19 protein-coding genes and 3 tRNA genes are annotated in these 20,836 nt (G+C 69.4%); 11 read left to right on the top strand and 11 right to left on the bottom strand.

The genetic code is table 11. The features are described 5' to 3' along the window. The first annotated feature begins 162 nt into the window (after window positions 1-162). On the top strand, window positions 163-1,755 hold the full coding sequence (locus BKK80_RS12785) for a histidine kinase N-terminal 7TM domain-containing protein (protein WP_071069696.1): 1,593 nt from the start codon (window positions 163-165) through the stop codon (window positions 1,753-1,755). Window positions 1,756-2,093: 338 nt separating this feature from the next. On the opposite strand, the gene BKK80_RS12780 is transcribed toward BKK80_RS12785, so the two are convergent. Further along, window positions 2,094-2,351, bottom strand: coding sequence for a hypothetical protein (locus tag BKK80_RS12780; protein WP_071070834.1), 258 nt, complete (start codon window positions 2,349-2,351; stop codon window positions 2,094-2,096). Between the two features lie 225 nt (window positions 2,352-2,576). Between BKK80_RS12780 and BKK80_RS12775 the strand changes: the two genes are divergently transcribed. Next, entirely contained in the window at window positions 2,577-3,596 is a 1,020-nt protein-coding gene (locus tag BKK80_RS12775) for a sensor domain-containing diguanylate cyclase (protein ID WP_157903217.1), read from the top strand. 481 nt (window positions 3,597-4,077) lie between these two features. Here the strand turns inward: BKK80_RS12775 and BKK80_RS12770 are convergent. The 3 genes from BKK80_RS12770 to BKK80_RS12760 form a co-directional block, all read right to left on the bottom strand. Beyond that, a tRNA-Leu gene (locus BKK80_RS12770) sits at window positions 4,078-4,164 on the bottom strand. Window positions 4,165-4,330: 166 nt separating this feature from the next. Next, a tRNA-Leu gene (locus BKK80_RS12765) sits at window positions 4,331-4,417 on the bottom strand. Between the two features lie 166 nt (window positions 4,418-4,583). Continuing rightward, a tRNA-Leu gene (locus tag BKK80_RS12760) sits at window positions 4,584-4,670 on the bottom strand. Between the two features lie 162 nt (window positions 4,671-4,832). Between BKK80_RS12760 and ilvD the strand changes: the two genes are divergently transcribed. Further along, complete coding sequence (gene ilvD / locus BKK80_RS12755) at window positions 4,833-6,695, top strand: dihydroxy-acid dehydratase (protein WP_071013325.1); 1,863 nt, start codon at window positions 4,833-4,835, stop codon at window positions 6,693-6,695. A 91-nt stretch (window positions 6,696-6,786) separates the two neighbouring features. Here the strand turns inward: ilvD and BKK80_RS12750 are convergent, their stop codons facing one another. From BKK80_RS12750 to BKK80_RS12740, 3 genes are read right to left on the bottom strand one after another with little or no spacing between them, the layout of a single operon-like run. Next, window positions 6,787-8,124 carry an ATP-binding protein gene (locus tag BKK80_RS12750; RefSeq protein ID WP_084545575.1) on the bottom strand — a complete coding sequence of 446 codons (1,338 nt, stop codon included), beginning with the start codon at window positions 8,122-8,124 and terminating at the stop codon, window positions 6,787-6,789. A gap of 11 nt (window positions 8,125-8,135) precedes the next feature. Further along, window positions 8,136-8,849 carry a response regulator gene (locus BKK80_RS12745; protein WP_071038282.1) on the bottom strand — a complete coding sequence of 238 codons (714 nt, stop codon included), beginning with the start codon at window positions 8,847-8,849 and terminating at the stop codon, window positions 8,136-8,138. A 49-nt stretch (window positions 8,850-8,898) separates the two neighbouring features. After that, window positions 8,899-9,192 carry an EF-hand domain-containing protein gene (locus BKK80_RS12740; RefSeq protein ID WP_071038283.1) on the bottom strand — a complete coding sequence of 98 codons (294 nt, stop codon included), beginning with the start codon at window positions 9,190-9,192 and terminating at the stop codon, window positions 8,899-8,901. A gap of 454 nt (window positions 9,193-9,646) precedes the next feature. On the opposite strand from BKK80_RS12740, the gene BKK80_RS12735 reads away from it, so the two are divergent. Beyond that, on the top strand, window positions 9,647-10,576 hold the full coding sequence (locus tag BKK80_RS12735) for a sterol desaturase family protein (RefSeq protein WP_071069694.1): 930 nt from the start codon (window positions 9,647-9,649) through the stop codon (window positions 10,574-10,576). 202 nt (window positions 10,577-10,778) lie between these two features. Next, the gene (locus BKK80_RS12730) at window positions 10,779-11,156 is read left to right on the top strand and encodes a RidA family protein (protein WP_071013322.1); all 378 of its coding nucleotides are present in this window, start codon (window positions 10,779-10,781) and stop codon (window positions 11,154-11,156) included. 15 nt (window positions 11,157-11,171) lie between these two features. Here the strand turns inward: BKK80_RS12730 and BKK80_RS12725 are convergent, their stop codons facing one another. Continuing rightward, complete coding sequence (locus BKK80_RS12725; protein ID WP_071069691.1) at window positions 11,172-12,608, bottom strand: aminotransferase-like domain-containing protein; 1,437 nt, start codon at window positions 12,606-12,608, stop codon at window positions 11,172-11,174. Between the two features lie 186 nt (window positions 12,609-12,794). On the opposite strand from BKK80_RS12725, the gene BKK80_RS37205 reads away from it, so the two are divergent. Next, on the top strand, window positions 12,795-13,655 hold the full coding sequence (locus BKK80_RS37205) for a DMT family transporter (protein WP_071013316.1): 861 nt from the start codon (window positions 12,795-12,797) through the stop codon (window positions 13,653-13,655). A 125-nt stretch (window positions 13,656-13,780) separates the two neighbouring features. Beyond that, the gene (locus tag BKK80_RS12715) at window positions 13,781-14,362 is read left to right on the top strand and encodes a hypothetical protein (RefSeq protein WP_071013314.1); all 582 of its coding nucleotides are present in this window, start codon (window positions 13,781-13,783) and stop codon (window positions 14,360-14,362) included. A 27-nt stretch (window positions 14,363-14,389) separates the two neighbouring features. Here the strand turns inward: BKK80_RS12715 and BKK80_RS12710 are convergent, their stop codons facing one another. Then, window positions 14,390-15,307, bottom strand: a complete 918-nt coding sequence (locus BKK80_RS12710) for a helix-turn-helix domain-containing protein (RefSeq protein ID WP_071069689.1) — start codon at window positions 15,305-15,307, stop codon at window positions 14,390-14,392. Window positions 15,308-15,477: 170 nt separating this feature from the next. Here BKK80_RS12710 and BKK80_RS12700 point away from each other — a divergent pair, with 170 nt between their 5' ends. Continuing rightward, window positions 15,478-16,404, top strand: a complete 927-nt coding sequence (locus tag BKK80_RS12700; RefSeq protein WP_071013306.1) for a DMT family transporter — start codon at window positions 15,478-15,480, stop codon at window positions 16,402-16,404. A gap of 161 nt (window positions 16,405-16,565) precedes the next feature. Further along, a complete protein-coding gene (locus tag BKK80_RS36440; protein WP_156811272.1) occupies window positions 16,566-16,706 on the top strand; it encodes a hypothetical protein in 141 nt (46 codons plus the stop codon). Window positions 16,707-16,851: 145 nt separating this feature from the next. Here the strand turns inward: BKK80_RS36440 and BKK80_RS12695 are convergent, their stop codons facing one another. After that, on the bottom strand, window positions 16,852-17,907 hold the full coding sequence (locus BKK80_RS12695; RefSeq protein WP_071013304.1) for an alkene reductase: 1,056 nt from the start codon (window positions 17,905-17,907) through the stop codon (window positions 16,852-16,854). A 79-nt stretch (window positions 17,908-17,986) separates the two neighbouring features. After that, window positions 17,987-18,283, bottom strand: coding sequence for an ArsR/SmtB family transcription factor (locus tag BKK80_RS12690; RefSeq protein WP_071016412.1), 297 nt, complete (start codon window positions 18,281-18,283; stop codon window positions 17,987-17,989). 352 nt (window positions 18,284-18,635) lie between these two features. Between BKK80_RS12690 and BKK80_RS12685 the strand changes: the two genes are divergently transcribed. Both BKK80_RS12685 and BKK80_RS12680 read left to right on the top strand, forming a co-directional pair. Then, on the top strand, window positions 18,636-19,379 hold the full coding sequence (locus BKK80_RS12685; RefSeq protein WP_071013302.1) for a DNA/RNA non-specific endonuclease: 744 nt from the start codon (window positions 18,636-18,638) through the stop codon (window positions 19,377-19,379). 202 nt (window positions 19,380-19,581) lie between these two features. Continuing rightward, window positions 19,582-20,763 carry an FIST signal transduction protein gene (locus BKK80_RS12680; protein WP_071013299.1) on the top strand — a complete coding sequence of 394 codons (1,182 nt, stop codon included), beginning with the start codon at window positions 19,582-19,584 and terminating at the stop codon, window positions 20,761-20,763. Window positions 20,764-20,836: the final 73 nt, after the last annotated feature.

Genomic DNA, 20,836 nt, shown 5'->3' with positions numbered 1-20,836 from the left:
GCGCGGCGGCAAAGGCGATATTGTAATCGGCGCAGCCGGCGATGCCATGCCTGGCCGTGCATTCATGGCATTCCGCCCCGGCGGCCGGCGGGGCGCTGGTCGCGCATATAATTCGTCCGACTCGGCTCGGCCGCGCGCTGCCCCGCATAATCGTCTCGTCGGATGCCCTCGTACATACTCATCCTGTGCCTCGCCTTCGCGGTGGTCGGCAGCCTTGGCGTAGCCGTGGCTGCCTGGTCGCGCCGGGATGATCCCACCGTCAAGTCCTTCCTGGTGCTGACGGCCGGCGCGGCGATCTGGAGCGGGGGCCGGCTGATGGAGGTCAACGCGCTCGACCTGGCCGATCGCATCTGGTGGGCCAAGTTCCAGTACCTCGGCATCGCCGCGGTGCCCATCGGCTGGCTCTGCGCCATGGTGCAGATCAGCCGGCCGCGCCACGTCATCCGCTGGTCGCTGTTGTCGGTGCCGGTGCTGGTGGCCTTGCTGATGCTCGCCCTGGTCTTCACCAACGAGCGGCACCACCTGATCTGGAGCGCTATCACGACCACGCCCGGCGGCGTGCTGCCGGTGGCGGTGTTCTCGCATGGCCCCGCCTACTTCGCGGCGGCCGCGTGGACCTACGGCCTGCTCTTCTTCAGCCTCTATTTCCTGCTGACCGCGCGCGTGCCGAATGGCAGCCTGACGCGGGCCGGGCGCGCGGTGCTGGCCGGCAGCCTGGTGCTGCCGCTGCTGGCCCACCTGGCCTACATGCTGCGCTGGACCGGGCCGCTCGGCGGCGACCTGACTCCGGCCACCTTCTCGCTGATGAGCGCGCTGCTGTGGCTGTGCGCGCTGCGCCCCCACCTGGACGACATCGCCCACTACGCGCGGCTGCGCGTGTTCGATTCATTGCGCGAAGGCTGCGTGGTGGTCAGCACCGACCTGCGCATCGTCGATTTCAACCCCGCCGCGGCGCGCATGTTGCCAGCCCTGCGCCCGGGCGAGGCGGTGCCGGCCGAATGGGCGGTGCTGGTGGCACAGGCGGGCGATGGCACGCCACCGGGCCTGGTACCGCGCACGGAAGCCGGGACCGAGTACGAGGTGTCGCTGGAGACGGTGCGCCGCCTCGATGGCAAGGTGGTCGGCACGCTCGCCTTCCTGCGCGACGTCAGCCAGTACCGCTCGCGTGAACTGGCCCTGACCGTGCGGCTTGGCGCCACCGAGGCGCGCCTGTCGCGCATGGCGGCGGATCTCGAACACGATGTGCTGACCAGCCTGTTCAACCGGCGCTATTTCGAGCGTGAAGGGCAGGCCGCGGTGGCCGAGGCCTGCGAGCAGGGCACCTCGATCGGCCTGCTGGTGCTCGATGTCGACAACTTCAAGCCATACAACGACCTGCATGGCCACGTCGCGGGCGACGCCTGCCTGCGCCAGGTGGCCGGTGCGATCGCCGGCATCGTCGCCCGGCCGGACGGCTTCTGCGCGCGCCTGGGCGGCGAGGAATTCGCTGTAGTGCTGCCTGGCGGCACGGCGGCGGAAACGCGCGCGGTGGGCGAGCGCCTGGTGCTGGCGGTGCGTGCGCTCGGGCTGGCGCACGGCGGCGTCGCCGGCCAGCGTTTCGTCACCATCAGCGTGGGCGCTGCCTGCGAGCGGCCCGCGGTGGCGCGGCTCGATGCCCTGGTGCAGAAAGCCGACGCGGCCATGTACCGCGCCAAGCGGGCAGGGCGCGACCGCTTCGTGATGGATGTCAGGAACGGCGAAGGCGCGACGTCGTAGCCCTGCGCCGCTTGCTGGGTGGCATGGCGCTCGCGGCTGGCCGCCGCTGCGGCGTGCCAGAGCGCAATCGCGCTGCCGATGGCATGAATGAGCTCTTCTGGCCGGCAGCGTCACGAACACGCTGTTGTTGTTGGCCGAGGACGGGCACAGGCGAAGGCGCAATACACGATCCGCCTGCCATTGCGCCCGCAGGATGCGGGTCGAGCTGCCGGGTCGCCAGTCGACCGTGCCGAGAAAACAGGTCTGCCGTCGCCGCGCGCTCCAGGATCGGCGACCAGGCCGAAGCGGGTCGTCAGGAAGGTGTGCAGGCGGTGCGGCTCATGCCGGCCGTGGCCACGCTATCGCTCATCCTTGTGGAAGGCGTGCTTGACGGCGTGGACGCCCTCGCGCGTGGCATGGGCGATGCCATGCCCGGCCGCCTTGGTCGCGTGCGCGATGCCGTGGCCGGCCTCGCGTGCCGCTTCGCCGGTCTTGTGGACGGCCTCCTTGGTCCCTTCCTTGATGTCGTGTGCTGCCTCGTGCACGCCGGCCTGCGCCGGCAGGCTGCACGCCAGGGCGGCGAGGGCCAGCAGCGCGATGGCCGGTAGTCGCTGCATGTTCACGGGGGACTCCTCGCTGGCGGGCCGCGCGGGCCCGGGAAACGCTATTGTAGACTCCCCGGCGGCGACAGCTCCGTGGCCGGCATTGCGGCTAAAGTTGGCGGGCAAACGGCCGTTTCATGCACCATAGCTGCTGCGCGGGGAGTGTCCCCGCGAGCCGGCGGTGGCGTGGCACCGCTGCCGGCCCGTACTGACCGCCACCCACGCCGAGAGGCTCTCACTTTGGATTCCATTCTCAGCCAGCTGTCGGCGACGCTGCCGGCAGCCAAGACCATCGAACAACTGACGCGGCCCTTGCTGGAAATGCTGGGCGAGGTGACCGGCCTGGAATCGACGTACCTGACGTCGGTCGATCTGGTCGAGAACGTCCAGCACGTACGGTTCGCCCGCAACACGGGCAGCATGACGATACCCGAGGGACTGTCGGTGCCCTGGGCGGACACCTTGTGCAAGCGGGCGCTCGATGCGGGAAGGATGGTCACCGACGATGTGCCGGGCTGCTGGGGCGACTCCGGGGCTGCGCGCCAGCTCGGCATCCAGACCTATGTCAGCGCACCGGTGCGGGCCGAGGATGGCGAGTTGCTCGGTACCTTGTGTGCGGCATCTGCCGACCGCCAGCCGCTGCCGCCGGCGGCGCAGTCCGTGCTGCAATTGTTCTCCAGCATCGTCGCCAACTTCGTCGAGCGCGAAGCGCTGCTGGCGCGCCTGAGCGCCGCCAACGAGCGCCTGGCTGCCTATGCCTTGACCGATGCCCTCACCGGCCTGCCCAATCGCCGCGCCTTGCTAGACGAACTGCAGCGTCTGCTGGCGCGGGCCGTGCGTGAACGTTCCAAGGTGCTGGTCGGCTGCATCGATCTCGATGGCTTCAAGGCGATCAACGACCGGTATGGCCACCAGGCGGGAGACATATTCCTGCAGGAGGTGTCGCGCCGGCTGGCTTCGAGCCTGCGCGTGATGGACATGCTGAGCCGGATCGGCGGAGATGAATTCGTCTTTGTCGGTCCGGAGCTGGCGCCGGAGGCGGGCGAGGCCGAACGTGCCGCGCGGCTGCTGCAGGCACGCGTTACGGCGGCCACCGCGGGGCACTATGTGCTGGGCGGCCAGGCGCTCGCATACGATGGCGCCAGCGTTGGCGTGGTCTCGCTCGATCCGATCGGCCTCAGCACGGAAAGCGCGCTGAAGCAGGCCGACATGCGTATGTATGAGGTCAAGCGGCAGCGCAAGCGGGCGGTCGCGCACTAACCTCCGGTGCCCGGACGAGGACTCGGTCACACTGGCGCGACCCCGGCCTGGCTTGCAAGCCAGGCCCTTCGAGTCCCCACGTCAGGTGCGCAGGCACCTGACTTTCTGGGCGGACAAATGAGACAAATGAAAAAGGCAGATGACCTTGCGATCATCTGCCTTTCAAATATGGTGCCCAGAAGAGGACTCGGTCACGCTGGCGCGACCCCGGCCTGGCTTGCAAGCCAGGCCCTTCGAGTCCCCACGTCAGGTGCGCAGGCACCTGACTTTCTGGGCGGACAAATGAAAAAGGCAGATGACCTTGCGATCATCTGCCTTTCAAATATGGTGCCCAGAAGAGGACTCGGTCACACTGGCGCGACCCCGGCCTGGCTTGCAAGCCAGGCCCTTCGAGTCCCCACGTCAGGTGCGCAGGCACCTGACTTTCTGGGCGGACAAATGAAAAAGGCAGATGATCTTGCGATCATCTGCCTTTCAAATATGGTGCCCAGAAGAGGACTCGAACCTCCACAGTGTTGCCACCGCTAGGACCTGAACCTAGTGCGTCTACCAATTCCGCCATCTGGGCGCGGAAGCCGCGGATTATACAGAATCCTTCGCGTGGATCAAGCCCCTTGCCGCATGGTTCGCGGCGCTGCCCCGAAGTGGGTAGGAAAGAGTGGGGGAATGCGCGGTTGGTCTGGGCGGACAAATGAAAAAGGCAGATGACCTTGCGATCATCTGCCTTTCAAATATGGTGCCCAGAAGAGGACTCGAACCTCCACAGTGTTGCCACCGCTAGGACCTGAACCTAGTGCGTCTACCAATTCCGCCATCTGGGCGCGGAAGCCGCGAATTATACAGAATCCTCCGCGTGGATCAAGCCCCTTGCCGCATGGTTCGCGGCGCTGCCCCGCAGTGGGTAGGAAAGAGTGGGGGAATGCGCGGTTGGTCTGGGCAGACAAATGAAAAAGGCAGACGATCTTGCGATCATCTGCCTTTCAAATATGGTGCCCAGAAGAGGACTCGAACCTCCACAGTGTTGCCACCGCTAGGACCTGAACCTAGTGCGTCTACCAATTCCGCCATCTGGGCGCGGAAGCCGCGAATTATAGCGAAGCGGACGGGCTTTGCAAGCCCCTTGGCCGGCTTTTTCGTGCCGGGCAGGCGGACGGGGCGCGGCTGTCCGGCCAGGGCGCCATGCCGCGCTTTATAATTGCGTGCTTTGCGCCCCACAACATACGTTCGAGACAGATCATGCCGCAATACCGTTCCCGCACCTCCACCCATGGCCGCAACATGGCCGGGGCGCGCGCCCTGTGGCGCGCCACCGGCATGAAGGACGGCGACTTCGGCAAGCCCATCATCGCCGTGGTCAACTCCTTCACCCAGTTCGTGCCGGGACACGTGCACCTGCGCGACCTCGGCGCCCTGGTGGCGCGCGAGATCGAAGCCGCCGGCGGCGTGGCCAAGGAATTCAACACCATCGCGGTCGACGATGGCATCGCCATGGGCCACGGCGGCATGCTCTATTCGCTGCCCTCGCGCGAACTGATCGCCGATTCGGTCGAGTACATGGTCAACGCGCACTGCGCCGATGCCATGGTCTGCATCTCCAACTGCGACAAGATCACCCCGGGCATGCTGATGGCCGCCATGCGCCTGAACATCCCCGTCGTGTTCGTCTCCGGCGGCCCGATGGAGGCCGGCAAGATCAAGTCGCCCACCGATGGCCAGGTGATCGCCAAGATCGACCTGATCGACGCCATGATCAAGGCCGCCGACCCCAAGGTCAGCGATGCCGAGGCCGAGGAAGTCGAGCGCAGCGCCTGCCCCACCTGCGGCTCCTGCTCCGGCATGTTCACCGCCAACTCGATGAACTGCCTGACCGAGGCGATCGGCCTGGCGCTGCCGGGCAACGGCACCATCGTGGCCACGCACGCCTGGCGCCAGGGCCTGTTCGAGCAGGCCGGCCGCCTGATCGTCGACCTGTGCCGCCGCTACTACCAGGAAGAAGACGCCTCGGTGCTGCCGCGCCAGATCGCCACCAAGCGCGCCTTCGAGAACGCCATGGCGCTGGACGTGGCCATGGGCGGCTCCACCAACACCGTGCTGCACCTGCTGGCCGCGGCGCAGGAGGCGGGCGTGGACTTCACCATGTCCGACATCGACCGCATCTCGCGCAAGGTGCCCTGCCTGTGCAAGGCCGCGCCGGCCACCGACAAGTACCACATCGAGGACGTGCACCGCGCCGGCGGCATCCTCGGCATCCTCGGCGAGCTGCTGCGCGCCGACCTGATCGACCCCAGCTGCGGCAACGTGCACAGCGGCACGCTGGGCGCCGCGATCGCGCGCTGGGACGTGGCGGGCAGCGGCGAGGATGCCGCGCACAAGTTCTACCGCGCCGCGCCGGGCGGCATCCCGACCCAGGTCGCCTTCAGCCAGGAAGCCACCTTCGACACGCTGGACCTCGACCGCGAGCGCGGCTGCATCCGCAGCAAGGAGCACGCGTATTCCAAGGACGGCGGCCTGGCCGTGCTGTACGGCAACCTGGCCGAGAAGGGCTGCATCGTCAAGACCGCGGGCGTGGATGAGTCGCAGTGGGTGTTCAGCGGCCGCGCGCGCGTGTTCGAGAGCCAGGACGACGCCGTGGCCGGTATCCTGGGCGACCAGGTGCAGGCCGGCGACGTGGTCATCATCCGCTACGAAGGCCCCAAGGGCGGCCCCGGCATGCAGGAGATGCTGTACCCGACCTCGTACCTGAAGTCCAAGGGCCTGGGCAAGACCTGTGCGCTGTTCACCGACGGGCGCTTCTCGGGCGGCTCCTCGGGGCTGGTGATCGGCCATGCGTCGCCGGAAGCGGCGGAAGGCGGCACGGTGGCGCTGGTCAACGATGGCGACATCATCCACATCGACATCCCCAAGCGCCGGATCCACCTCGACGTCTCCGAGGCGGAGCTGGCCAGCCGCCGCGCCGCCATGCAAGCGCGCGGCGCGCGTGCCTGGCAGCCGGAGCACCGCGAGCGCGTGGTCTCGGCCGCGCTGCAGGCCTACGCGGCGCTGGCCACCTCGGCCGACCGCGGCGCGGTGCGCGACCTGTCGCAGCTCAAGCGCGGCTGAGCCTCGCCTGCGCCCGGGTGCGACCGGGCGTGAAAAAAAGGAAAGCCGGCACGGTCCTGGACCGTGCCCCCCCTCGGCACAGCCGGTATTTCTAGGCAGCGCTCGCGTGCAGCGGCAACGCCACCACCGCCTCCAGCCCTCCGCCGGCGCGCGGGCGGAAGTGCAGCGTGCCACCGTGCAGACGTGCGATGCGCTCCACGATGGCCAGGCCGAGCCCGGTGCCGCCGGCGTGGCCTTGCGCGTTCCTGCCGCGGCTGAAGGGGGCCTTGAGGGCTTCCAGTTCCGGTGCGCTGAGGCCGCTGCCGCGGTCGCAGATGGCGATGCAGGCCCTGTCGCCTTCGCGCCAGGTGCGCACCGCCAGGCCGTGCTTGCCGTAGACGATGGCGTTCTGCATCAGGTTCATCAGCAGGCGCATCAGGCTGACGGGGCGGAACGGCAGCGGCGGCAAGGCGCCAAGCGATAGCTCGAATTCGTGGCCAAGGCCGGCGAAATCCGCAGCCAGGCGGCCGACCAGGGCGTTGAGGTCGCCTGTTTCCGGCGGCTCGCGCTCGCCGCTGCCGGCGTAGTCCATGAACTGCTGCAGGATCGTGTCGATCTGGTCCAGGTAGCCCTCGACTGCGGCGACGAAGCTGTCGTCGGCACCGCGCGGGATTGCCATCGCCATGGCCAGGCGCAGCTTGGTCAGGGGCGTGCGGATATCGTGGGAGATGCCGGCCAGCATCAGCGAGCGCGTGGCCTCGGCCTGCTGCAGGGCCTGCGTCATCTGGTTGAAGGCGGTGCTGACCTGGGCGATCTCGGTCGGCCCGTCGGTGGGCAGCGCGACCGGCGCCTGGCCAGCGCTGAGCAGGCGCGCGGCATGCGCCAGTTCCTGCAGCGGGCGGTTGATGTGCCGCTGCAGCCAATAGCCGGTCAATGCGGCCAGCAGGGCCAGCACAGCCGACATCAGCACGGTGGCGGTCAGGCCGCCGGCGCGTGCGTCCTCGATCACGGGCAGGGGCAGCCAGGCGGGAGCGCCGGCGGGGCCGGCGTGGCGCAGGCGTATCCATACGCGCTCGTCGCCGTTGTCCTGCCAGCGCACCAGCAGTTCCGGCGGCAGGCGGCGCTGCAGCACGTCGAGAAAGACGTCGCGCTGGTAGTCGCGGAGCAAGCGCAGCGGGCTGGGCGTGGGCTGCGGCGCCGCGGCCGGCGGCGCCTGCGGCTGTGCGCCGAGGCCGGCGGCGGTGGCGGCGGCAGCGCCGGCGGGCATGGCGGCGAGCATCGCGTCGAGGGTCTCGACGTAGCCCGCGAAGATATCGGCGGCGCGTTCCAGCCGGGGACGCTGCACGAAGCGCAGCAGTACCGCCAGCGAACAGGCCTGCGAGAAGGCCAGCAGGGCCACCAGCGGGACGATGTTACGCGCCAGCAGCGAACGGGGCAGGATGGAGGGCATCAAGGGACGTATCAGGTCTCGACGCCTGCCACCAGCATGTAGCCGACGCCCCACACCGTCTTGATGAAGCGCGGCTTGGAGGGGTCGTCCTCGACGATCTGGCGCAGGCGCAGGATCTGCACGTCGATGCTGCGGTCGAGCGCGTCGTGGTCGCGTCCGCGTGCCCGCGCCAGCAGGTTCTCTCGGCTCACCGCGCGGTTGGGCGAAGCGCCCAGCGCCTGCAGCAGCTGCATCTGGGCCGAGTGGATCTCGACCGGCTCGCCGCCGCGCAGCAGGACCAGCCCGGCCGGATCGAACCGGAAGTCGCCGAAACGCAACCGCTGCGTGGTCACGGTGGGGTCGCCCGCCGCCATCTTCTGGCGGCGCAGCAGCGCACGGATGCGCGCGACCAGCTCGTCCGGCACGAATGGCTTGGCCAGGTAGTCGTCGGCGCCGGTCTCCAGCCCGGTGACCCGGTCCATCGGGTCGCCCTTGGCGGTCAGCATCAGGATGGGCAGGGTGTGGCCTTCGCCGCGCAGGCGGCGGCAGATGGTGAGGCCGTCCTCGGGCGCCATCATCAGGTCCAGCACGAGCAGGTCGTGCGGCTCGCGCTGCAGGTAGCGGTCGAGTTGCTTGCCGTCGGCGACCACGCGCACGCGGAAGCCGTGCGCGCTCAGGAAGCGCTGCAGCATATTGCGCAACTCCGCCTCGTCGTCGAGCACGAGGATCCTGGTTTCCTGCTCCATGCTGTTCTCCCGGGTGAAGATGGGACGGGGTGCCGCGCAGATCCGGCCGTCAGCGCGACATGGCATGCTGGCGCAGGAAAGCCGCGATCTGCGGCAGGGTGACATAGCCTGCCTGCTGCGTGTCGATTGCGTCGAAATACCTGGCCACCATCGGCATGCCGGCAGCGGCCTGCTCGCGCGTCAGCTTGCCGTCGTGCGTGGTGTTGGCGCTGGCGAAGCGTGCCTCGATCTGCCGCACGGCCTGGCCGAGGCGCGTGCTGCCTCCCGCGGCGGGCGCGGATTCCTGCGCCGAGGCGCCTACCGAAACAATACACAAGATGAGGGTGGCGATCATTCGCTGCATGGGTTTCTCCGTGGGGTAGCCGACCGGGAACCGGCACGTGCCGGATGCCGGCGAGAAGCGGCCGGCGGCGGGTCGGACGGACTATAGGCGGGCAGCACGCGGAAATCGCGCTCGAAAACATGTCGCCGCGTTACATGCGGCGACCACGGCGCAAACAGGCGGCGCCGCGCCGGCATGCGCGCAGGGAATGACTGCGCGCCGAGCCCCCGGAGGCACCACCAGGAGCCGGGCTGCCGGCGGGGGCATTGCTGCGGTCGCCGCGGCGCGCTGACCTACGCGACGACCTATGGGCTGACCTATGGGCTGAAATATGGCGACATGGTTTCCGCATGGCGCGCGCCCGCGCCGCCCGCTACATTGCCTTCACCCGACGCGACGGCGGCCATCCGGCTGACGGTGGGTCCCGAACCAGGCTGTCGCGCGGATCATGCTGACTACTGGAATGGTGACTGGAATGGTGACTGGAAACCTCGGAACACTTGCGCTCTATGTCTCGGCCTTCGTCGTCTCGGTCTCGCTGATCGAGGCCGCCGTCCTTACCTGGCGGAGCCGTCGCGGCGGCAAGCCGTTCGACTGGTCGGAGGCCTGGCTCTCGCTGGCCGACCTGGCCGGCCGCAAGCTGCTGGCCCTGTTACCGCTGTCGCTGGCCACGCCGGTCTTCCACTTCGCCTGGGAGCACCGCTTCTACACGGTTCCGCTCGACAGCGCGCTGACGATGCTGCTGCTCTTCCTCGGGCAGGAGTTCTGCTACTACTGGTACCACCGCGCCTCGCACCGCGTGCGCTTCTTCTGGGCCACGCATGCGGTCCACCACTCGCCCAACCAGTTATCGCTGTCCTCGGCCTTCCGGCTCGGCTGGACCGGCAAGCTCTCCGGCACCGCTGTCTTCTTCACGCCGCTGGTGCTGCTGGGTGTGCGTCCCGAGGTCGTGCTGGCCACTGTCAGCCTGAACCTGATGTATCAGTTCTGGCTGCACAACACCTGGATACCCAGGCTCGGCTGGTTCGAATACGTCTTCAACACGCCGTCGGCGCACCGCGTGCACCATGCTTCCAACGTCGACTACCTGGATGCCAACTACGGCGGCGTGCTGATCGTGTTCGACCGCCTGTTCGGCACCTATGTCGAGGAACGTGCCGACGAGCCCTGCCGCTACGGCCTGGTGACGCCGTCGCATACCCGCAACCCGCTGCGCAACCAGTTCGAGCACTGGATCAGCCTGGCGCGCGACATGGCTGCGGCCGGCAATCCGTGGGACGCGCTGCGCTACGTGTTGATGCCGCCGGGCTGGCGTGCCGACGGCAGTGGTGGCACCACCGAGAACCTGCGCCGCCAGAGCCGCATCGCGCAGTCGCCGGCAGCCACCGGCAGCCCGGCTCGGTAAGGCGGGCCGGGTAAGAGGAGGTGTTCCACGGACTTGCTGACGGGCACGCCAAGCGTGCCGGCTTTTCCTACACTCAAGGTCGGGCGCCGAGCAGGCGCGGTGCGCAGGGCACCGCGCCTTTCGCCTTGGTGCCGTTCTCGACCTCGGTGCGGATGGCGGCGTCCGGCCCGGGCGCCGGCCGCCGCTCATTGGAGGGTACGACATGGAATTCCTGAACTCCGGCAAGATCCTCCCGGCGGGGCTGCCGTTCTCCGAAGGTGTGCGGGTCGGCCAGTGGCTGCTGCTGTCCGGCCAGATGGGCATCGTGCCGGGCACCACGCGCCTGGTGCCCGGCGGCATCCGCGAGGAGGCCAGGCAGGCGCTGATGAATGTGCGCGTCGCGCTGGAAGCCCACGGCCTGTCCTTGCAGCGCGTCGCCAAGTGCACCATCATGCTGGCCGACATCGCCGAGTGGCAGGCCTTCAACGAGGTCTACAAGGAATTCTTCCAGGCGCCCTATCCGGCGCGCAGCGCGCTGGGCGCGAGCGGGCTGGCGCTGGGGGCGCGCGTGGAGATCGAGTGCATGGCCGTGTTCGATTAGCCGGACCGATCCGGCTCAGCTTCGCGCCGCCGCCATCACGCGCCGCAGCGTCTCCGGCACGCGCGGGTCGCCCGACTGCGCCACGTTGATGCGCAGGAAGGAGGCGGCCGACTGCGACACGCTGAACACATTGCCCGGCGCCAGCACCACGCCATCGGCCAGCGCCAGGCGGGCCAGCACGGTGGAGTCCAGGCCGTCCGGCAGGCGGCACCAGAGGTAGAAGCCGCCGCGCGGCATCAGCCAGGGATCGATGCCCAGCGGCGCGAGCCGCGCGGCGATGTCGCGCCGCGCCTGCGAGAGCCGCCGCCGCAGTGCTTCCATATGCTTGCGGTAGCCGCCGCCGGCCAGCACCTGCCCGACCAGTTCGGTCGCCACCGGGCTCGCACCGCCGAAGCTGGTGGCCACCTGCAGGTCGACCAGTCCTTCGATCCAGTCGGCACGGGCGGCGATATAGCCGCAGCGCACCGAGGCGGACAGCGTCTTGGAGAAACTGCCGATGCGGATCACGCGCTCCAGACCGTCCAGCACCGCCAGGCGCGGCGAAGGCTCGGGCTCGAAGTCGGCGAAGATGTCGTCCTCGACGATGGTCAGGCCATGCGCGGCGGCCGCGCGCAGCACGCGGTGGGCGGTCTGCGGCGAGAGCGAGGCGCCGGTCGGGTTGTGCAGCGCGGAGTTGGTCAGGTAGAGGCGTGGCTGCTCCGAGGCGAGCACCGTTTCGAAGGCCGTCACATCGGGACCGGACGGGGTGTAGGGTACGCCGACGACGCGGGCCTGGTGCGCGCGCAGCAGCGCCTGGAAGTTGAAATAGCAGGGATCGTCGACCAGGACCGTATCGCCGGGCTGCAGCAGGAAGCGGCAGATCAGGTCGATGGCCTGCGTGCCCGAGCCGGTCAGCAGGAGCTGCGCGGGCGCGGCCTCCAGGCCTTCCTCGGCGAAGCGGCCCAGCAGCAGCCGGCGCAGTGCCAGCGATCCACGCGTGCTGCCGTAGTCGGCGAGCAGCGCGGGCTCTGCGCGTGCCAGCGCGCGCAAGGCGCGGCGCAGCGCGGCGTGCGGCATCCAGTCCTCGGGCAGCCAGCCGCAGCCGGGTTTCAGCACGGCCGGATCGGCATCGAGCGACTGGCGCGAGACCCAGAACGGATCCACTGCAAGTTCACGGGCCGGCTCCGCCGCCAGTGCCATCGGCGCCGGTACGGTGGCGGCAACATAGAAGCCGGAGCCGCGCCGGGCCCGGATCAGGCCCTCGGCGGCGAGTCGGTCATAGGCCTCCACCACCGTTGAAGGTGAAACGCCCTGGGCCGCGGCGAAGCGCCGGATCGACGGCAGGCGGTCGCCGGCGGCCAGCGCGCGGCTCGCCACCTTGGCGCGGATGGCCGCCATGACCTTGCCGGTCCGCGTGCCAGCCTCGTCCTGCGTGTCGCCTTGCCTGCTCGTGGTGGTGGTGATTGCCGTCATTGCCGTCGTGCCCCGTGCGCGATGCTGCCGCGTCGCTGTGCCGCCGCACTGCAAAGTGTGTGGCAGCGCATATCCATACAGTTCTTTCGGATTGTATTGGACTGTCTCTGCCCAGGCCAGATAGGAGGGCCTAGCATCGTGTGCTTGAAGGATGCGTGCGGACGCCGGGACGGAGAGAGCGGAGAGATGGCAACGATGGCAAAAGGGTGGGGCAGCGGACTGCTGGGCGTGTTGATCTTCAGTGGCTCGCTGCCGGCGACGCGGGTCGCCGTGGGCGGCTTCTCGCCGCTCTTCCTGACCTCGGCGCGGGCCGTCATCGCCGCCTTGCTCGGCGCCGTGTTCCTGGCGGCGCTGCGCCAGGCGCGGCCGGCGCGGCGCGACCTCGTCCCGCTGGCGGTGATCGCCCTGGGCGTGGTGGTGGGCTTCCCGCTGCTGACGGCGCTGGCGCTGCAGCACATCACCTCGGCACGCTCCATTGTCTTTATCGGCCTGCTGCCGCTGTCCACCGCGCTGTTCGGCGTGCTGCGCGGCGGCGAGCGGCCAAGCCCGGTGTTCTGGCTGTTCTCGGGCCTGGGCGCCGCCACCGTGGCTGGCTTTTCGCTGCATCAAGGCAGCGGCGGCTCGTCGGCCGGCGACCTGCTGATGGTGGCGGCCATCGTGCTGTGCGGGCTGGGTTATGCCGAAGGCGGCGTGCTGTCGCGCCGCCTCGGCGGCTGGCAGGTCATTTCCTGGTCGCTGCTGCTGGCGCTGCCGCTGATGGCGGCACTGGCCTTGTTCACGCTGCCGGCCACCTGGCAGGGCATCGGCGGCGGCGCCTGGACCGGGCTGGCCTATGTCTCGGTGTTCAGCATGCTGGTGGGCTTCATCTTCTGGTACCGCGGGCTGGCGCTGGGCGGTATCGCCGGCGTCGGGCAACTGCAACTGCTGCAACCGCTGTTCGGCCTGATGCTGGCCGCCTGGCTGCTGCATGAGCCGGTCGCGTGGACCATGGTGGCGGCGACGGCGGTGGTGGTGCTGTGCGTGGCCGGAGCGAAGCGGTTCGCCTGAGGGCTGCGCCCGGCGTCCGCGCCGGTCGGTACACACGGACCGGTGCGCAAGGCCGGTGCCGCTCGCTACAATGCCCTCCTGCGCCTTCCCATACTTTTCCGCAATCCCCTGCCGCCCCCTGACCGATGCGAAAACTCAAGCTTGCGCTCGCCGCCCTGCCGATCCTGGCCATCGTCATGCCGCTGGCCGCGCTGGCCTTCGTCAAGCCGCTGCGCGCAGCGGTGCCCGGGTGGATGCCGGGCGTCCAATGTCCGCGCGCGGATCTCTGCATGGACGACGTGGGGCGGCTGGCCGAGGCGCAGCAACTCTACGCGCAGGGCTATGCCACCGCCACCGCGGCCGTGGGCCCTTTCCACGGCCGGCCCCGCCTCGTGTTCTGCTCGACGCAGGCCTGCGCCGACACCTTCGGCCTGGGCCGGCGCGCGGCGGCGGCGGTGGGCGACTTCGGCCTGGCGGTGGCACCGCGCGGCTGGCAGTCCTACTACGTCGCGCATGAACTGATCCACTACCGGCAGGCGGAGACGCTGGGCAACGTGGCCGTTGCGACCGGGCCCGGATGGCTGATCGAAGGCATGGCCTACGACCTCAGCGGCGACCCGCGCCCCGTGCTGGGCGAGCCCTTCCAGGGCTGGCGTGCGCAGTTCCGCGCCTGGCATGCGGGCCTGGGCGGCCGGGACCTGTGGGAGGCGGCGCGGGCGGTGCGCTGAAGCGGGGCCGGCCCCGGCCCCGGCCGTTCAGCTTGCCTGCAGCGCCAGCCGGTACGCATTCGGCGGCGCGCCGTGCGCGTCGCGGAAGCGGTGGCTCAGGTGGGCCGCGTTGGCGTAGCCGCATTGCGCCGCAACCTGCGCCAGCGGCAGCGCGGTGGTCTTGAGCAGCGCGCGCGCCCTGGCCAGCCGCTGCTCGGCCACCCAGGCATGGGGCGCACTGCCGAAGGACAGGCGGAACATGCGCGTGAAATGGTATTCGGACAGCGCGGCCAGGTCGGCCAGTTCCCCCACCGTGAGCGGCTGGGTGAGATGGGCTTCGATGTATTCGCGCAGGCGCCGCCGTACCGCCGGCGCCAGGCCGCCGCGCGGCCGCAGTCCGGCGCGGTTGACGCTCTGGCCGCGCAGCAGCTGGCTCAGTACCTCATGCGCGGCTTCGTTGACGCGCAGCCTGCCGTCGGCATCGTCCCAGCGCTCGCGCAGCAGCGCGCGGCACAGCGCGTCGATGCGTGCGTCCTCGAAGTAGGTGCGGTCGGCCAGCGTCAGTTCGCGTGGTTCGCGGTCCAGTTCCTGCACCGCGCGCCGGGTGAAATGCTCGGGCAGGAAATACAGGTGCAGGAAGTGCATCTCGCCTCGTACCCACCAGCGCGATTCGTGGTCGCTCGGCAGCGCGCACAGCCGGCTCGGGGCGCCGAAGCCGGGTACCTTCTGGCGCTCGGTGCGGTAGCCGCCGTCCAGGTAGCAGGACAGCGTGTGGTGGCCCGGCTGCTCGTACGAGGTCTCGGTCTCTTCGGTGATGCGCGTCCATTCGGCGATCGCCAGCCCGTCGCCGAGCCAGGCGAAGCGCTCGAGCGTGGCATTGGCCTCGCTGAGCGTGCGGCAGACCGACTGCAGGCCGAAGGGGATCCCGGCGTCGGTGCCGGCGGGAACGGTGGGGCGATGGCGCATGATGCGGGCCAGTATAAGCGCAGGCGCTGCCCGCGCGGCTGCCGGCGGGAAAAGACCGCAATTCTGGACAATGGCCCCGGCAAGGAAAGCGGCAGCATGATCGACAAGGCCGGGGGCGGCAGCTCCGGCGGCTTTCCCCGGCCTTCCCCGGCCTTCCTGTTCCCCCTGCGATGAATCTCTTCCTCTACATCCTGACGGTACTGATCTGGGGCACCACCTGGATCGCGATCAAATGGCAACTCGGCGTGGTACCGCCGCCGGTGTCGATTGCCTGGCGCTTCTGGCTGGCGGCGGCGGTGCTGTTCCTGCTGCTGCGCCTGACGCGGCGCAGCGTGCGTGTGCCGCGCGCGGCGTGGCGCATTCTCGCCGCACAGGGGGTGACCTTGTTCTGCCTGAACTTCCTGTGCTTCTACTATGCCGAGCAGGTGGTGCCGAGCGGCCTGGTCGCCGTGGTGTTCTCCACCGCGCCGCTGCTCAATGCCATCAACGGCCGCCTGTTCATGGGGCGCCCGCTGCAGGGCCAGGCCATCCTCGGCGCGCTGCTGGGGCTGACCGGCATCGCTTGCCTGTTCTACCAGCAGATGGCGGGGCATGCGGCCGACCACGCCCTGTGGCAGGGGCTGGCGGTGGCCTTCGCCGGGACCCTGTGCTTCTCGACCGGCAACCTGCAGTCGAGCCGGATGCAGGCGATGGGCCTGCATCCGCTGGTGACCAATGCCTGGGCCATGTTGATCGGTGCCGCGGTGCTGAGCGCCGGCGCCTGGCTGGCCGGGCTTTCCTTCCGGCCGGATACCGGCCCGCTCTACCTCGGCGCGCTGCTCTACCTGGCCGTGCCCGGCTCGGTGATCGGCTTCACCGCCTACCTGACCCTGGTGGGACGGATCGGGCCGGAGCGTGCGGCCTACTGCACGGTGCTGTTCCCGATCGTGGCGCTCGCGGCCTCGACCGTGTTCGAGGACTACCGCTGGTCGGCGCTGGCCGTGGCGGGCCTGGTGCTGGTGGTGGCCGGCAACCTGGTGGCGTTCGGGCTGGCGGGACGGCTGCTGGCCGGGCGCGCGCGTCAGCACGGTGCAGCCGGCGCGCGGCGTCCGGGCTAGCGGCGCGGGCTTTACCGCATTTTGATCGGGAGCGCCGCGATCTTCACGCGGCCTGTATGGAGACTGGCATAGCCTTGAGCCAGGCAAGAGGGAGCGCTTGCATTGCCTGCCGGCCGTCCCTCATGCATGCACCGACAACGGATCCCGATGGGGAAACAGCCATGTGGCATCGCTTCGTTCTGGCCGGCCTGGCGCTGCTGGCCCTGATCCTGTTTTTTCTCGCCCAGTACCGGTTGGTCAATGCTGTCAGCCGCTGGGAGGACGATGCCATCCTGCCGCTCGACGACGAAAGCGGCCGTTAGCGGCCGGCGCCACCCCGGCGGGTGTCGCCGGCCTCGTGCGACGCGGCCAGCTGGCCGGACGCCTCGCCGATGCGAGGCGGGCCTTCCATGCGGACCTGCTGTGCGGACCTGCTGTGCGGACCTGGAACGCGGGCCAGGTATCGTTTCAGGCCAGGGCCGGGTAGTCGACGTAGCCTTCGGCACCCGGATGGTAGTAGGTCTCCGGGCGCGGCACATTCAACTCCGCGTTCAGATGCAGGCGGCGCGGCAGGTCGGGGTTGGCGATGAAGAGCTGGCCGAAGGCCACGGCATCCGCTTCGCCGGCGGCCAGCACCTGTGCGGCGCTCTGCCTGGTCATCTTCTCGTTGGCGATGTAGACGCCGCCAAAGGCTGCCTTCAGCGCCGGCCCGAGGCGGTTCTCGCCGAGCGCTTCGCGTGCGCACAGAAAGGCGATGCCGCGCTTGCCGAGCTCGCGTGCGACGTAGCCGAAGGTGGCGGCGGGGTCGGAGTCGCCCATGTCGTGCGCGTCGCCGCGCGGTGCCAGGTGGACGCCGACGCGGCCCGCGCCCCACACCTCGATGCAGGCATCGGTGATCTCCAGCAGCAGGCGCGCGCGATTCTCGATCGGGCCGCCGTAGGCATCGGTGCGATGGTTGGTGGAGTCCTGCAGGAACTGGTCGATCAGGTAGCCATTGGCGGCATGCACTTCCACGCCGTCGAAACCTGCCTTCCTGGCGTTCTCGGCGCCATGCCGGAAGGCCGCCACCACCCCAGCGATCTCCTCGGTTTCCAGCGCGCGCGGCGTGACGTAGGGGCGCTTGGGCCGGACCAGGCTGACGTTGCCCTGGGCGGCGATGGCGCTCGGCGCCACCGGCAGGTCGCCGTCGAGGAACACGGGGTCGGAGATGCGGCCCACGTGCCAGAGTTGCAGGAAGATGCGGCCGCCGGCCGCGTGCACGGCGTCGGTCACCTGCTTCCAGCCGGCGACCTGCTCGTCGCTCCAGATGCCGGGGGTATCGGCATAGCCGACGCCCTGCGGCGTGACGGCGGTGGCCTCCGACAGGATCAGGCCGGCCGATGCACGCTGCACGTAGTACTGCGCCATCAGGGCATTGGGCACGCGCTGGCCGCCCACCGCGCGCGAGCGCGTGAGCGGCGCCATGATGACGCGGTTGGGCAATTCGAGATCGCCGAGTCGGAGGGGATCGAAAAGAGTGGGCATGGTTGTCCGCCTTGCGGTTGGGGAGGGGAAAGGCACGGTCGCGTTCGCGGCGGCTCGCCGTCGGCGCGGCCTGTGCGGCTCAAAGCTCCTGGTGAAGCTGGTCGAGGAAGGCCTGGATGGTGGCCTCGTCCCGTTTGAAGAAGACCCATTGGCCGATGCGCCTGGCGCGGATCAGGCCGGCGCGCTGCAGGGTGGCCAGGTGGGCGGATACGGTGGACTGCGACAGTCCGGCGTGCGCATCGATCAGCCCCGCGCAGACACCGAGGTCGAGCGGATATTCCTGCGCCGAGAAATACGCTTCCGGCGTGCGCAGCCACGCCAGGATATTGCGCCGCACCGGATTGGCCAGCGCCTTGTGGATCGTATCCACGTCCAGCGCTGGCGTATCGCCGGTTGCCTCCGGCGCCGCTTGCTTCGCTCTCTGCTTCGCTGTCTTGCGAACCATGAATCGGGGAATCTCCAAATTGATATCGGAAATATACGATGCATCGATCGGGCCTGCTCGATGCGTTTGAATGACCCTGTCGATGGTGTGGGGGCTGGGTTCCGCGGAGCAACGAATGGTTCGCCGGCGCGCCGGGCGGCATCGCGTCGGAGCCGGCCAACTCAGAATTTGCTGATTCCCGTTACGAGTTGAAACAAGGTCACCTGCCGCGGGCACGAATGTTATCCTTCCGGCCCCTTTCTACCAGTCGGGAAGGGCAATCCAGCATTTCAGGAAGGAATTCATGCATCGTATTTTCAGGCTGGCCGCATCGACCGCCTTGTTTCTCGGCATCACCACGGCCGCTCACGCCGCCGCCGATTTCGCCGGCTGCCAGCAGTTCTTCGCCCAAGGCGCGGTTCCCCAGCTTCACAAGGCCCAGAACCTGAAGCCGCGTGCGCTGTGCTTCGACTCTTTCGCGATCCTGCATTCCGGCACCACCAAGACGCCCGTCTACGTGGCGGAGCGGATCAACGCGGCGCAGGTAGAGGACGCCCAGGACGAGCAGCGCACCAACCGCTTCTTCGCCGATGCGCGCCTGCCCCGCGCTGAACGCGCGGAGCTGGACGACTACAAGGGGTCGGGCTACGACCGCGGCCACATGGCACCGGCCGGCGACATGCCCAGCGCCACTGCGATGGCACAGAGCTTCTCGCTGGCCAATATGGTGCCGCAGGCGCCCCAGAACAACCGCCGCAGCTGGGCCGGTATCGAGCAGGCGACGCGCAAGTACGCGCGACGCGCCAAGGGCGACATCTACGTGATCACCGGGCCGGTCTACGGCAGCACGCCGAGCACCATCGGCCCGGGCCAGGTGTGGGTGCCGCAATACCTCTTCAAGCTCGTCTACGATCCGTCGAACCACCGCGCCTGGGCGCATTGGATCGAGAACACCGATTCGGCGCGCGCAGGCCGCCCCATCAGCTACCAGGAACTGGTCAAGCGCACCGGCATCGAGTTCCTGCCTGGCGTCACGCTGACGGAGTGAGGCGGGGCGGGCACGCGGGTTTGCGCCGCTGCCCGTGCGGGCACGGCCAAGGCCGCGTGCCGCCGCGCCGCAAGCGGGCAAAGCGGGCGCCCGTGACCTACAGTGGAACGAGGGCGCGCCGCGCGCGGCCCGGGATGCCGGCGCCGAGGCGTGCCGGCGGACGACCGGGCCACGCGGCCGTCCGGCATGCGGAGATCCTGCCATGTCCGAGGCATCCTTCCTTTGTGCCCATGCGGCTCACGTCCGCTGGCGGGAGGCGCTGGCCGAATGCCAGCGGCAACTCGAGATGCAGGCTGCCGTGCGCCGGGCGCGCGACGGTACGGCCGCTCCGCTCACGCTCGGCTGGTGCTACCTGGGCGAGGACTACGCCGAGGCGGCCGAGGCGATCCTGGCCGAACTGAAGGAGGACTGGCCCGGTGTGGCCTGGGTCGGGGCCGACGGTGTCGGCGTGTGCGCGAACGGGGTCGAGTACATCGACGAACCGGCCCTGGTGCTGATGCTGGCGCCCTTGCCCAGCCAGTCGTTCCGACTCTTCTCCGGGCGGCGGCCGCTGCCCGGCCCGACGTCCGGGTTCTCTGCCCATACCGCGCAGGTGCATGCCGACGGCGGCACGCCCGATCTCCAGGACCTGCTGCGCGAACTGAGCGCACGCACTGCCACCGGCTATCTGTTCGGCGGCGTGGCGTCGGCGCGCCGCCGGCCGCTGCACGTGGCCGACGACGTGCTCGGCGGTGGCCTGTCCGGTGTGCTGTTCAATGCCGATGTGGAACTGGTGGCGCGGGTGACACAGGGCTGCCAGCCGATCGGCCCGAGCCGTACCGTGACGCGCGCCGAACGCAACCTGCTGATCGCGCTGGACGGCAGGCCCGCCCTCGATTGCGTGCTGCAGGATCTCGGACTGGCGCGCGACGCGCCACTGGAGCTGCTCTCCGAGGCCTTGTCGGGAACGCTGGCCGGACTGGGCGGCGGGGTCGAGCAGGCGCCGCACCAGCCGGGTACCTTCGGCACCGACACGCTGGTACGGCATGTGATCGGCGTAGACGTGCTGCATCGGGTGCTGGCGCTGGCCGACGTGGCCGAGCCAGGTGTGCCGCTGGCCTTCTGCCGGCGCAATCCCGACGCGGCGCTGGCAGACCTGGTGCGCATGGCTGGCGAAGTGCGGGCCGAGCTCGGGCGCCGTGGGGCAGGGCGGGCCGCGGGAGCGGTCTACGTCAGTTGCTGCGGCCGGGGCGGACCGCATTTCGGCGCGCCCAATGCCGAGTTGCAGGCCTTGCGCGGGGTGCTGGGTGAACTGCCGCTGGCCGGATTCTTCGCCGGTGGCGAGATTGCCCGGGATCACTTGTACGGCTATACGGGCGTGCTCACCGTCTTTGTTGCACATTGAGCGAGGGACGGCCGGGCGTTGTCGCGGTGCCCATGCCTGCGCCGGGATCGCGGTTCGCGCAGCGAGCCGCTGC

The sequence above is a fragment of the Cupriavidus malaysiensis genome, assembly GCF_001854325.1.
Taxonomy (GTDB): Bacteria; Pseudomonadota; Gammaproteobacteria; order Burkholderiales; family Burkholderiaceae; genus Cupriavidus; species Cupriavidus malaysiensis.
This window is presented reverse-complemented; position numbering and strand designations above follow the sequence as displayed.

Bases quoted from the DNA above. Each gene is read 5' to 3' on its own strand.
- BKK80_RS12785 (WP_071069696.1), top strand. From the start codon at position 163: ATGCCCTCGTACATACTCATCCTGTGCCTCGCCTTCGCGGTGGTCGGC.
- BKK80_RS12780 (WP_071070834.1), bottom strand. From the start codon at position 2,351: ATGCAGCGACTACCGGCCATCGCGCTGCTGGCCCTCGCCGCCCTGGCG.
- ilvD (WP_071013325.1), top strand. From the start codon at position 4,833: ATGCCGCAATACCGTTCCCGCACCTCCACCCATGGCCGCAACATGGCC.
- BKK80_RS12750 (WP_084545575.1), bottom strand. From the start codon at position 8,124: ATGCCCTCCATCCTGCCCCGTTCGCTGCTGGCGCGTAACATCGTCCCG.
- BKK80_RS12745 (WP_071038282.1), bottom strand. From the start codon at position 8,849: ATGGAGCAGGAAACCAGGATCCTCGTGCTCGACGACGAGGCGGAGTTG.
- BKK80_RS12740 (WP_071038283.1), bottom strand. From the start codon at position 9,192: ATGCAGCGAATGATCGCCACCCTCATCTTGTGTATTGTTTCGGTAGGC.
- BKK80_RS12735 (WP_071069694.1), top strand. From the start codon at position 9,647: ATGGTGACTGGAAACCTCGGAACACTTGCGCTCTATGTCTCGGCCTTC.
- BKK80_RS12730 (WP_071013322.1), top strand. From the start codon at position 10,779: ATGGAATTCCTGAACTCCGGCAAGATCCTCCCGGCGGGGCTGCCGTTC.
- BKK80_RS12725 (WP_071069691.1), bottom strand. From the start codon at position 12,608: ATGACGGCAATCACCACCACCACGAGCAGGCAAGGCGACACGCAGGAC.
- BKK80_RS37205 (WP_071013316.1), top strand. From the start codon at position 12,795: ATGGCAACGATGGCAAAAGGGTGGGGCAGCGGACTGCTGGGCGTGTTG.
- BKK80_RS12715 (WP_071013314.1), top strand. From the start codon at position 13,781: ATGCGAAAACTCAAGCTTGCGCTCGCCGCCCTGCCGATCCTGGCCATC.
- BKK80_RS12710 (WP_071069689.1), bottom strand. From the start codon at position 15,307: ATGCGCCATCGCCCCACCGTTCCCGCCGGCACCGACGCCGGGATCCCC.
- BKK80_RS12700 (WP_071013306.1), top strand. From the start codon at position 15,478: ATGAATCTCTTCCTCTACATCCTGACGGTACTGATCTGGGGCACCACC.
- BKK80_RS36440 (WP_156811272.1), top strand. From the start codon at position 16,566: ATGTGGCATCGCTTCGTTCTGGCCGGCCTGGCGCTGCTGGCCCTGATC.
- BKK80_RS12695 (WP_071013304.1), bottom strand. From the start codon at position 17,907: ATGCCCACTCTTTTCGATCCCCTCCGACTCGGCGATCTCGAATTGCCC.
- BKK80_RS12685 (WP_071013302.1), top strand. From the start codon at position 18,636: ATGCATCGTATTTTCAGGCTGGCCGCATCGACCGCCTTGTTTCTCGGC.
- BKK80_RS12680 (WP_071013299.1), top strand. From the start codon at position 19,582: ATGTCCGAGGCATCCTTCCTTTGTGCCCATGCGGCTCACGTCCGCTGG.